This window comes from Arthrobacter sp. SLBN-53 (assembly GCF_006715585.1).
GTDB lineage: Bacteria > Actinomycetota > Actinomycetes > Mycobacteriales > Mycobacteriaceae > Mycobacterium > Mycobacterium neoaurum_A.
On record NZ_VFNN01000001.1, the window covers coordinates 760,099 to 772,138 of the forward strand.

The window sequence follows — 12,040 nt, forward strand, 5'->3', positions numbered from 1 at the left end:
TGTTCTGGTCGTTATCATCCGAATATGGATCAATTGGCGGGCCTGCTGGCACCGCATCTGCGGGCCCTCGACGAGCTGGTGGCCTGCGATGGACACATCACACGCGCGGCCGAGCGACTGGGCATCCCGCAGTCCTCGATGAGCAGGCGGATTCACGCGCTGCAGAAATCACTCGGTGTGCCGCTGGTGATCCAGGACGGTCGGACGGTGCGTCTCACCCCGGCCGCGATACGGCTGGCGGATCGAATCCGCGATCCGCTGCGTGCCATGGAATCTGGTATCGAGTCCGTCATCGGCGACGCGGACGCCGAACACGGAACCGTCCGGTTCGGCTTTCCGCTGACCATGGGTTCGGGCCGATTGCCCACGCTGATCGCGGATTTCCATCGCCGGGCACCCGGCATCCGGCTGCAGATCAAACAGGCGCACGGTTCGGCATTGGCAGCCGATGTCCATGCCGGAGAACTCGATGTCGCCGTCCTCATCCCGGCACCGCAACGTCTGCAGCACAGTGTGATCGGCATGCAGCCGGTTCAGGCCGTGCTTCCGGCCGACCACCGGCTTGCCAATCAGCGTCGGATCCGGCTGTCCGAACTGCGCGATGAGACCTTCATCGCCAACCCCACCAGTTACAACCTGCGCCGGCTGACCGAGAACTGGTGCCAGGCGGCCGGATTCACACCCAGAATGGCATTGGAGATCACCGAGTTCGCCACCATGCGTGAACTCATCGGTCGCGGACTCGGTATAGCCCTGCTACCCCACGACGGCCGGGTCGCGCCGGGCACCACCGAGGTAGCCCTGAGCCCCGCCACCTATCAACGCGAGATCGCGCTGGCGTGGTCGCCGACCGCCGCGACCCCGGCGGGCCGGCGGTTCCTGGGCTTCTTGCGCGAGCACTTCTGAGAACCCGTCAGCCGCGATCCGACCACCGGAACACCGCCAGACAACCGACCAAACCGCCGATACACCACGCGGTCAGGACGAAGAAGATGCGCCAATGCTCCCAGTTTCCGGCCGGCTCGACCGCGGCGAGCTCCGGGGGCAAGAGCACCGACCGGAACCCCTGCGCCATCCACTTCACCGGAAACAGCGAACCGATGACCAGCATCCAGGTGGGCAGCGCCATGATCGGGACGTAGGTGCCGGACACGAACTGCAGGCCGACCGCAGGCCCGTTGGTCAGCGCCGCAGCCGACACCGCATTGCTGGCGATATTGCTGATGAGCACCCCGAGCAACGAACAACTGATGACTCCGAGCAGGAACACCCAGGTCAGGGTGAACCAGCCGAACAGGCCGGCGGGCAGCCTCAGCCCGAAGGCCAGAACCCCCACCAGAAGAAGCAGGATCGCCTCGGCCAGGCTGACGACGAGGACGAGCATGATCTTGCCGATGAAATAGGACGTGGCCGTGGTCGGTGTGCCACGCAGCCGCCGCAACGCACCGGTATCCCGGTCGGCGGCGATGCTGATGCCCAGATTGACAAACGATGTGGACAGGATCCCGTAGGCGAGCATGCTGGCCGCGATCACCGAGCCCGTGCCGACCCCGCCGATCGGCAACTTCTCCGAGAAGATCGAACCGAGCAGCAGACAGATCACCGCGGGCATCGAGAACGTCAGCACCATCTGTTCGGGCCTGCGGTAGAACATCTTCAGCTCGGGCAGCACCCGGGAGAACCCGATGCGCACCACCGAGGGAACCGGGCGGGCATGCGCGCCGGCGCTCATGAATGACCGATCAACTGAAGGTAGGCCTCCTCGAGGGTCGGCCGCGACACCGTCAAACCCGTCAGCTCACGCCCGTCGGCGCCGAGCCTGCTGATCAGCTCCGTCGGCGTCGCGGTCCGCTCGGTGCGCTCGATGTCACCGTCGAACCAGCGGACCGTGGCCGCGGTGTCGACGTGTTCGGTCAAGCGTGTCGGCGAATCCACCGCCACGACGGTTCCCGCGGCCACCACCGCGACCCGGTCGGCGAGCGCGGCGGCCTCTTCCAGGTAGTGCGTCGTCATCAGGATCGTGGTCCCGTCGGCGGCGAGCAGTCTGATCAGCTCCCAGAACTGTTGGCGCGCTTCGGGATCGAAACCGGTGGTCGGCTCGTCCAGGAACAGCAGCTCAGGCTCGCCGACAATCCCCAATGCCACGTCGAGTCGACGCCGCTGACCGCCCGACAGCGTCCTGACCTTGGCATCTGCGGCACCGTCGAGGCCCACGAGGCCGAGCACATCCCGCGGCCGACGCGCCGCACCGTAGCAGCTGGCGAACATCCGGACGGTCTCGCGGACCGTCAGCATCCCGGCATCGCTGACCTCCTGGAGCACGATGCCGATGCGCGCCCGCCAGTACCGACCGGCGGTGCCGGGATCCTGACCGAGGACGAGCACCTGCCCCGCGTCGCGGCGCCGGTTACCCTCCAGGATCTCGATCGTCGTCGATTTGCCCGCACCGTTCGGGCCCAGGATCGCGAAGACCTCGCCATACTCCACGTCGAGCTGCAGATCCCGTACCGCACACCGATCGCCGTAACTCTTGGACAGCCCGCGCACATGCACGGCCGTGCTGGGGAAATCCACCGTCACGGAGCGGTCGCCTCACCGTCGGACATCTCCCCGTCCGCTTCGAGCTCGGCCAGCAGGGTGCGCAACTCTTCGTCGGTGAGATCTGCCAGCAGATCGTCCACATCGGCGCCTTCGGTGGCATCGGGTTCGGTGGAATCGCCTTCGCTGGAATCGGTTTCGTCGACCGGCACCGCACCGTGGATGGCATGCAGCTCGCCGAGGATCCGGTCGGACAACGAGTTGACGCTGACACCGCGCAGGATCTCCAGTACGGGGACGTCGATGGAGAACACGGCGTTGATGCGCACCCGGAAGTCCATCGCCATCATCGAGTCCAGCCCGATATCGTCGAGCATGTCATCGGGGCGGATATCGGCTATCCCACAATCGAATACGTCGGCAACCACGCGCTGCACCTGTTCGGCGATCAGGCTGCGTCGTTGCGCCTCCGGAGTCGCGGCAAGGACATCGAGGATCGACGAGCCCGCCCCCTCGGCGGTCACGGACGAGCCGGCCGATTCGAGGTCGGCGAACATGGCGGGCAACCGGCCGCCCATACCGGCCTGCCTGGCACGGTCCCAATCGGCGGTGATGGCAACGACACTGGGGATCCGCTGACTGATCAGCCGGCCCAGGATGCGGGCACCCACCGCCGGGGTGATCAGCTCGATCCCCCGCTGTGCGTAGATCTTCTCCAGCTTGAGTTCTTCGACCATCCCCACCGACCAGGGCCCCCATCCGATGGTCAGCGCCGGCACACCCTGTGCCCGCCGATGGTCGGCGAAGGCGTCGAGGAAGGCGTTGGCGGCCGCGTAGTTGGCCTGCCCCGGCGCGGCGATCGTCGATCCGGCCGACCCGAACAGCACGAAGAAATCCAGTTCGTGACCGGCGAACACATCATGCAACACCCTGGCGCCGGTGACCTTCGGGGCCAACACCCGCGCATAGTCCTGCTCGCTCATGTTCACGATGAGCTGGTCGTCCACCGACCCCGCAGCGTGCACGATGCCCCGGACCGGCCGGCCGCCGCCGCGCAGGTGCCCGGTCAACCACCGGTTCATCTCCTCGGCATCGGTGATATCGGCACTGACGGTCTCGATCTGGGCACCAAGACGCTCGATCAACCGGAATGCGGTGACAGCCTTGATGTGCGGATGCTCCTCGGACAGCTCCGACCACTGGTCACGGGGCGGCAGTGCTGTTCGTCCGATCAGCGTGATGTGCCGCGCGCCGCGCTCGGCCAGGAATCCGGCGACGACCCGACCGAGCGCACCCGCACCTCCGGTGACGACATAGGTGGCATCGGCGGACAATTTCATCGGGAACGGCTTGGTGAGCCCGGCGCACAACCGCAGTCGCGGGACCAGGGTGGCGGTACCGCGGATCGCGATCTGGTCCTCGGCCGCGCCACCGAGCACGTGCTCGCATATCCGGGTGGCGATCAGCGCGCCGTCATCGGCGGCATCGATATCGATGAGCCCACCCCAGATATCCGGGAACTCCTGATGACCGATGACACGGCCGAGCCCCCAGATGCTCGCCTGATCGAGGTTGGCCACCGCGGTGCCCGGCGTCGCCTGGGCATTGGCGGTGACCAGAAAGATCTTGGGCTTCAGCGTCGGGCGGTCGGCCAGCGTTTTGACCAGCCGCAGGATGCTGAACGGACCGACGTCGAGATTGTCCGGCGACCCGTCGACCATGTCCATCGGCCAGCAATCGATGATGCCGCCGAGGTCGCCCCCGAAGTCGCCGTCGTGCTCGTCGATGATTGTCGCCCAGTCGATTCCGTCGGTACGGTGGCGCAGCGTACGCACCCGTCGGCCGTGCGCACGCAGCGTGGCGGCGACCTGCTCCCCCACGCCCGCACCGTCGGTCAACACCAACCAGCAGGAGTCGTCGACCGCGGTGGGTGCGGACTGGCCCGTATCGTCGGCCGGCGACCAGTGCAGCTCGTAGAGCCCCTTGTCGATGTGGTCGACCGACATCCGCGACGAGGAGTTCAGCGATTGCACGGTGAACCCGTCGAAGATCGCGAGCACCCGATCGTGCGGATCGGTGATGGTGATATCGCATTCGACGGCATCCCTGGTCGCCGATACGACGTGCACCTGCACGGTCATGCTGGGTGTGGGTGATCCGTACACCGCGCAGCGCCGTATCCGCGTCGGCAGGTAGGGGTCTTCGTTCTCCTCCTGCCCGGAGAACGGTGCGCCGAACAGGGTCTGGAATGCCCCGTCGATCAGGGCGGGGTGGAATCGGTAGTCGCCCAGCTCACCGGCGATCTCGGCTGGTACCCGCAATTGGGCGGTGGCCCAGTCGTGTCCGGCTCGAACGGCGGTCACCGAGCGGAACGCGCCGCCGTAATCGAAACCGATCGCCTGGGTGCCCCGGTAGAACTCGTCACCATCCATCGAGCTGGACGGACCGGTCCCAGCGGGGCGTGCGTGCGCGACCGTGGGACAGGTGCCGAGTTCGGCCGTCGCGGTGATCGCCCACTTGAGATCGCCGTCCCCGGTGGCCGTGAACGACGCGAATTCGACGGTACCGTCGTCCTGATTCAGCGTGGTCCGGATGATGGGGTCGCATCGGTCGTCGAGCAGCACAGCGCGGTGCAGCGCCAGATTCTCGACGCTGTGCTCGGATCCATAGGTCTGCCTCCCCGCGGCCAACGCCATCTCGACGTACACGGCACCGGGCACCACCACACTGCCTTGGATACGGTGTCCTTCGAGGAATCCGTGTGCGGCCGTGCTGATCTCGACCTCCCAGGTCGGGTGCACACCACGTACCGGCTGGCCGAGCAGCGGATGCACCGGCGTGTAGAACAGCGCCTCGTCGACCTCGTAGTTGTCGTACCAGTACCGCTTGGTCTGCCACGGGTAATGCGGCAGGCCGGCCACCTGAGATCGATTGCCGGGGTAGACCCGGTCCCAGGCCACCTCGTGTCCGGCATTGTGCAGCGCACCGAGGCAGGTCAGCAGGGTGCGGAGATCGTCGTGCTCGCGCCGTTGCGCGGACATCACCGAAACACGTTGCACACCAGACGTTTCCAGGATAGAGGCGGCCAGAACCGGATGTGGTCCGAGTTCGACGAAGTGGGTGTAGCCGTCATCGAGCATCCGGCGCAGCGCGGGCTCGAACAGCACCGTCGCCCTGGTGTTCTGCCACCAGTAGGAGGCACCGGCGTCATAACCGTCGAGCAGCTCACCGGTGACGGTCGAATAGAGCGGTAGGCGCGCCGGGTCGGCCGACAGTCCCGCCAGCGAGTCGAGCAGATCCGCGCGCACCGCGTCCATGTAGTGGGTGTGATACGGAACCTGCACGGCCAGATACCTGTTGAAGATCTGCGCCTCGTCGAGCTGCCTGGCGATGTCTTCCAGGACGTCACCGTCACCGGCGACGGTCACCGCCGACGGGCTGTTGATCGCCGCGATCGACACCCGACGGCCGAACTCGTCGGCAATCTTCTGGTCGATGGTCTTCATCAGGGTTTCGGCGTCCAGCCCCACGGCGAGCATCCGTCCCTGCCCGCTGGTGCGCTGTTGCAGCCGGCTGCGGTGATAGATCACCCGGACCGCCTGCTCGAAACTGAGCAGGCCGGCGAGGTGGTGGGCGGCCACTTCCCCTGCGCTGTGGCCGATCACAGCATCGGGAACGATCCCGAACTCGGCGAGCTGCGCGGCCAGCGCCACCTGGATCGCGAAATTGGCCGGCTGGGCGATCTCGGTATCTGCCATCCGGGACTCGGATTCGTCGCGATTCAGCTCCTCGATCAGCGACCAGTCGGCGTACCGCGACAGCTCACGATCGGTACGGCGGATGCTCTCGGTGAACGCCGGTGCCACGTCGAGAAGCCCGCGACACATCCGCCACCACTGTGGACCCATCCCGGTGCAGACGAAGGCCAGCTTCGCTGCCCCCGAACCGATTCGATCGGCCTCGACGGTACCGCCGTCGGCCAGCGCGCGCAGCTGCTCGCGGACGTCGGCGAGGTCCTCGGCGATGACGGTGTGCCGGTGACTGAGATGGGTGCGCCGGCGGGCCAGCGTGTAGCCGAGATCGGTCAGCGCGATATCGGGGTGTGCCTGGAGGTGGTCGGCCAGCCGGCCCGCGGCGGCGACAAGGGCCTCGGCGCTGCGGGCAGAGATCGGGATCGCGGCCAGCGGCAGCGGATTCACCGCCGCGGGCGTGGTCGTCGGCGCCGGGGGTTCGGCGAGCACGACGTGGGCATTGGTGCCGCCGAAACCGAAGGAGTTCACCCCGGCGATGCGGCGTGCCGCCGGCGGAAACGGCCGGCCCGTCGGCGGGATCTCGAGCTTGAGCTCGGCGAGCGACACGTGCGAGGTCGGATTCTGCAGGTGCAGATTGGCCGGGATGAAACCGTGTTTGACCACCATGGCGGCCTTGATCAACCCGGCGACACCGGCCCCGGCCTCCAGGTGGCCGATGTTCGTCTTGACCGAACCGATGACCAGCGGCCTGCTCGCCGGACGGTCCGTCGTGAGCGCCTGCGCCAACGCCCGCATCTCGATCGGATCGCCGACCGGGGTGCCGGTTCCGTGCGCCTCGACATAGCCGATCTGGTCCGGGTCGAGCTCGGCGCGCTGCAGGGCGGCCTTGATCGCCACCCGCTGGGCATCCTCACGGGGCACCGTGATGCCGTCGGTGTGCCCGTCCTGGGACACCGCCGTGCCGAGGATCTGGGCGTAGATGTCGTCACCGTCGCGCAGCGCCTGCTGCAACGGTTTGATGATCACCACGGCGCCGCCCTCACCGCGGGCATAGCCGTCGGCGGCGTCGTCGAAGGCCCGGCTGCGGCCCTGTGGGCTGAGAAAACCGCTTCGGGATTCGGCGATCGCCGTGTTCGGTCCCACCATGATGTTGACTCCGCCTGCAACGGCCAGCTCGCACTCACCGTTCCAGATGCTCTGGGCCGCCAGATGTGCGGCGACCAGCGAACTCGAGCACGCCGTGTCGACGGTCATGCTGGGGCCCCGGAAATCGAAGGCATGCGACAGGCGATTGGCCAGCATCGTCATCATCATGCCGGTGGCCGAATGCGGCTTGAACCGATATCGGCTGGTCCGCCCCTGGTTCTGTATCAGCTGATAGTCGAGGGTGAACCCACCGATGAAGACGCCCACATCGGTGCCGGCGACCTGGTCGACCGGGATGCCGCCGTCTTCGAACGCCTCCCAGGTGACCTCCAACAGCAGCCGCTGCTGCGGGTCGAGCGAATGCGCCTCCCGCGGCGAGATTCCGAAGAACTGGGGGTCGAACTGGTCGATTTCGGAAAGGAACCCGCCCCGGCGAGTCACCACCTTGCCCATCTTGGCCGGGTTGGGATCGTGATACCGCTCGGCGTTCCACCGCGTCGACGGGACGTCGCCGGTGGCGTCGACCTCGTCACGCAGCAGACGCCAGAAACTGGTCGCGGAGTCGGCGCCGCCGGGAAAACGGCAGCCGATCCCCACAATCGCCAGGGGTTCACGGTGGGTGGGCAGTACGGTCACAGACATCGGCACTTTCTCGCGGCGCTACACGGCTCCACTGCATTCGTAGCCGCGACGGGGTTGGACGGGTACCACCGTTCTTTTTCAGGTGCCGACGTCCGTGGCGATCAGCCGGCTTGCAGCGCCGGCGACCGGGTGACGATCCATTCGCCGATGATCGGATCGGTGCCCTGCTCACGGCGATAGGTGTTGCGCAACTCGCGCAGCAGCCCGTCACGCTGCCACTCCTGGACCTGGCGCATCACCCGGTCGTCGTCGAAGTTTGTCGACTTGGCCGCGAGGACGGTCTCCACGAGTTGCCCGGCGATCTGGCGCAGCAAGCGGGCGTTGGCGGCGAACTGGGTGTCGAAATCCGGTCGGGCTTCCATCATCGCGTGGTGCAGCGTCACCATGAAGTTCAGCGGTGCATACAGGTCCAGGAACGGCACCGCCACCCCGGAATCCTCCACCGCGGACCACTCCCGGAAAAACTGCTGCATCCGGTTGCTCAAGGCGATCAATCCATCGAGCTGCGGGACGAATTCCGGATCGTCGGTCAGGCGAACATAGCGATCGTTCATGTAGAGCAGGCCGATGAATCCCCAGTAGAATCCGATATCCCAGACCACCTTCGCCGACATCACGGCCGGGGTGCCCATCACGGCGTACTGGTCCTGGTAGATCGCCAGCCACATCTCGGTCAGCGAACGGAACAGCGTGTCGCTGACCGCCGCACGGGCCGTGACGTCCTCACCGGCCATCTCACGGTGGATCAGATCGGTGATCAGTCCGTTGCCGATGGCGACGAGGTCGAGGCCCGAGGAGTACAGCGGGTCGAGGAAGATGCCGGCGTCTCCGGTCAGTCCCCAGCGCTGTGCGCCGTCATAGACCTTGCTGACCCCGTGGCTGTACTTCTTCATCACCCGGAAGTCCATGATCTGGTCGTCGTGCTCGGCCAGCACCGCCGCACACTGCGGTTCGTGCTCGCTCAGCCATGCCTTGGCTTTGTCCAGGGTGTTGAACCCGTCGAACGGGTGCAGCGCCGGGTCTGCGACGATCCCGACGCTGGTGGCGCCCGATCCCAGCCGGATCAGCCACACCCAGTAGCCCTCACCCATGAGGTGGTTGGTGGACATGGCCCGGTCGCCCTCGACCAGCCGGGAATGGTAGCCCGGATCGTCACTCCAGGTGTTGATGTCGATCTCGGTGGCGACCCGCAGCCACGCGGCGTTGCAGTGGTGCTCATTGGTGAGCTTGAGGTCCAGCTGTCGCGGCAACGTGCGGTTGCGCCCGGAGGCGTCGATGACCCAGCGGGCGGACACCTCGACCTCGGCGGTGTCGGTCTGATAGGTGACGACGCTCGGGTCGGCCCCGAGCTCGACCGAACGCGCACGACCGCAGCGTATTTCGACGCCCGCAGCCAGACACCGGCGGTGCAGTTCGTTCTCCAGCCGCCCGCGGTCGATCTGATAGGTGACCTGCGGCACGAAAGAGGAACCACCGAGTTCCATCCGCGTCGCGATATCGGTGTTGCCGCCGTCGGAGAAGAACATCCGCAGTCCCATCTTGCGCAGATGGGCGGTGCTCAGGTGATCGCCCAGCCCGAGCGTCTCGCGCAGATAGTGCGCCGAGATCTCCACGGTGGATTCGCCGACGGTATGGGTGATCTCGGCCAGCGGATAGCTTTTCGGCTCGATGATCAGCACCCGGACGTCGGGACGTCTGTCCCGCAATTGCAGGGCCAGACCCATCGCGGCGACACCGCCGCCGATGATGACGACATCGCGATCGGCCGACGGGCCGTCCGCCGGCAGCTGGTTTCTGATCTTCCGCGCAAGAGCTGCTCGCGTCCGCGCGTCGAGGTGGGCCAGTTCAGGGCGCATGAAATTCAACATACCGATCGCGCCCGGGACTCGACGGTTACTGGGGAATCTCGGCGGGCTGCCGATGTCGTCCGTAGACAAGCTCGAAGATCGGCGAGGTCATCAACGTGGTGACCACCGCGACGATCACGAGGATGGTGAACAGGGTGGGAGTGATGATGCCGGCCTGGAGTCCGATGTTGAGCAGGATCAATTCGATCAGCCCGCGGGCATTCATCAGGGCGCCGAGGGCCACCGATTCACGCATCGGCACGCGACTGATCCGGGCCGCGACCGCGCACGCGACGCCCTTGCCCACGATGGCGACGATCAGCAGTCCCGCTGTGATGGCCCACAGCCGGGGGGTGTTGACCAGGCCGATCTGCGTGTTGAGCCCGGAGTAGACGAAGAACAACGGCAGCAGCAACTTGGTGGTCAGGGGTTCGATCTTGTCGGTGAGCTGGCCGGCGAAATAACCCGACGGCATCGCGATGCCCAGGATGAATGCGCCGAAGATCGCGTAGATGCCGATGGTGTCGGTGAACCAGGCGCATGCCGTCAGCAGGATCAGGACCGTGCTGAGCATCGATCCGCTGATGGCCTGCTGCTGCTCGGCCTTGGCTCCCATCGGTGCCAGGGCGCGCTTACCGATGGTCAGCACCACCACGGTGTAGAGCACGCCACCGCCGATGGCGAGGACGGCGAGCATCGGGCTGTTCTTGTAGACGGCCAGCACGACGGCAAGGATGCACCAGGAAATGGCATCCGAGGTGGCACCGCACGCCAGCGCGAGCGTGCCCAAAGAGGTGCCGGTCAAACCCTTTTCGAAGATGATTCGGGCGAGCATGGGGAATGCGGTGATGGCGATCGACGCGCCGAGGAACATCATCGCCATGCCGAGGTTGACGCCTTCGCCGAAGAACTCACCGCCGCCGAGCAACGGGATCGCCGCGAGCGCGCCGATGATCAGCGGCGCGAAGGTCCCGGTGGCCGAGACCGCGGCGGCGGTGCCGGCCCGCTGCCGGACGTGTTCGACGTCGAAATTCATGCCGATGACGAACATGTAGAGCACCAGGCCGACCTGCGCGGTGGTGTACAGCACGATGTTGGACGTCCCCGACGGGAACAGACCGGCCTGCAGGTCGGGGGCGATGCGGCCGAGCAGCGACGGCCCGAGGACCACCCCGGCAATCATCTCACCGACGACGGGCGGCTGCCCGACGCGTCCGGCAACGATGCCGGCCAGCCGGCAGGCAGCCAGGATGACGGCAAGTTGCAGAAAGAACTGGATCGCGATGTCCGCGGGCATACGTCAGGTTAGCCAGCCGAAAACTGTCACCGCGGCACGGTCTGCTTGAGCGTGGTCAGTGCGGCCGCGGTCAGCCCGGCGAACTCGGCAGCCTCCGCCGATTCCCATGCGGTGCCGACGAGTTCGGCCATGCGTCGATCGGTCACGTTCTCGACCTCGGCATAACGGTCCTTTTTGTCCGCACCGTCGGCGAACGGTTCGGGCCAGCCGAACATTGCCGCATACCGCGGCCCCTTGTTCAGCATGTGCGCCTCGATGGGGCTGATCCCGGACAGGCTGAGGGCGTTGAAGTGCAGACCGGCCCGCAATTCACGCAGCACGAACATGACCTGTAGGGCCCGCGCTGGTGCGTCCTCGGCCAGCGGCATGACCTTCCAGCCGGCGAACAGCGGGACCGAGGCGGTCGGCGCGGCGGCGATCAGCCGCTCCCCCAGCTCGGCGACACGGTCGAGCCCGTCTGCCGCAGCCAGGTACCGGCGGCCGAACTCCGCGGCCTGTTCCCAGTACACCTGCGCCGCGGTGGCGGCGCCGCGGACGGCGATGCCCTGTTCCCACAGGGCGGCAAGGCCGGTGGGCTCGAAGACGGCGAACACCGCCGCGACGGTGGCGCCGGTGGCCTCTCCGAGCACGCCGCCGCGCCCGGCGACATACCCGGCGAGCGGATTCTGGTAACCCGCCGCGATGCTCTCGGCGTAGGTCTGCGGGTGCAGCATGAACACGGCGACCGCCTGCTCCACGGCGGCTCCGGCCGCGGCGGCGTGCTCGACCAGATCGGTATCAGTCATCCTCAGGCCTTTCGGTGGCATCGGTGTCGGCTC

Annotated in this window: 7 protein-coding genes; 1 reads left to right on the plus strand and 6 read right to left on the minus strand. The window is 66.7% G+C overall.

The window, feature by feature from the left end:
• Positions 1–24 precede the first annotated feature (24 nt).
• Positions 25–906 (plus strand): LysR family transcriptional regulator, encoded by an 882-nt coding sequence (locus FBY28_RS03680; protein WP_141864338.1) that lies wholly within the window; start codon positions 25–27, stop codon positions 904–906.
• 7 nt (positions 907–913) lie between these two features.
• On the opposite strand, the gene FBY28_RS03685 is transcribed toward FBY28_RS03680, so the two are convergent.
• From FBY28_RS03685 to FBY28_RS03710, 6 genes are all read right to left on the minus strand, one after another.
• Positions 914–1,732, minus strand: a complete 819-nt coding sequence (locus FBY28_RS03685; RefSeq protein ID WP_141864340.1) for an ABC transporter permease — start codon at positions 1,730–1,732, stop codon at positions 914–916.
• Entirely contained in the window at positions 1,729–2,580 is an 852-nt protein-coding gene (locus tag FBY28_RS03690) for an ABC transporter ATP-binding protein (protein ID WP_174241534.1), read from the minus strand. The genes FBY28_RS03685 and FBY28_RS03690 overlap by 4 nt, the downstream gene beginning before the upstream one ends.
• Entirely contained in the window at positions 2,577–8,078 is a 5,502-nt protein-coding gene (locus FBY28_RS03695) for a type I polyketide synthase (RefSeq protein ID WP_141864342.1), read from the minus strand. Before FBY28_RS03695 ends, FBY28_RS03690 begins: the two co-directional genes overlap by 4 nt.
• Positions 8,079–8,179: 101 nt before the next feature.
• On the minus strand, positions 8,180–9,934 hold the full coding sequence (locus FBY28_RS03700) for an NAD(P)/FAD-dependent oxidoreductase (protein WP_141864344.1): 1,755 nt from the start codon (positions 9,932–9,934) through the stop codon (positions 8,180–8,182).
• Between the two features lie 37 nt (positions 9,935–9,971).
• Complete coding sequence (locus FBY28_RS03705) at positions 9,972–11,222, minus strand: cation:proton antiporter (RefSeq protein ID WP_141864346.1); 1,251 nt, start codon at positions 11,220–11,222, stop codon at positions 9,972–9,974.
• A gap of 26 nt (positions 11,223–11,248) precedes the next feature.
• Positions 11,249–12,007 (minus strand): SCO6745 family protein, encoded by a 759-nt coding sequence (locus FBY28_RS03710; RefSeq protein ID WP_174241535.1) that lies wholly within the window; start codon positions 12,005–12,007, stop codon positions 11,249–11,251.
• Positions 12,008–12,040: the final 33 nt, after the last annotated feature.

Coding starts and splice junctions, on each gene's coding strand:
- FBY28_RS03695 (WP_141864342.1), bottom strand. CDS start 8,078: ATGTCTGTGACCGTACTGCCCACCCACCGTGAACCCCTGGCGATTGTG.
- FBY28_RS03685 (WP_141864340.1), bottom strand. CDS start 1,732: ATGAGCGCCGGCGCGCATGCCCGCCCGGTTCCCTCGGTGGTGCGCATC.
- FBY28_RS03700 (WP_141864344.1), bottom strand. CDS start 9,934: ATGCGCCCTGAACTGGCCCACCTCGACGCGCGGACGCGAGCAGCTCTT.
- FBY28_RS03680 (WP_141864338.1), top strand. CDS start 25: ATGGATCAATTGGCGGGCCTGCTGGCACCGCATCTGCGGGCCCTCGAC.
- FBY28_RS03710 (WP_174241535.1), bottom strand. CDS start 12,007: ATGACTGATACCGATCTGGTCGAGCACGCCGCCGCGGCCGGAGCCGCC.
- FBY28_RS03705 (WP_141864346.1), bottom strand. CDS start 11,222: ATGCCCGCGGACATCGCGATCCAGTTCTTTCTGCAACTTGCCGTCATC.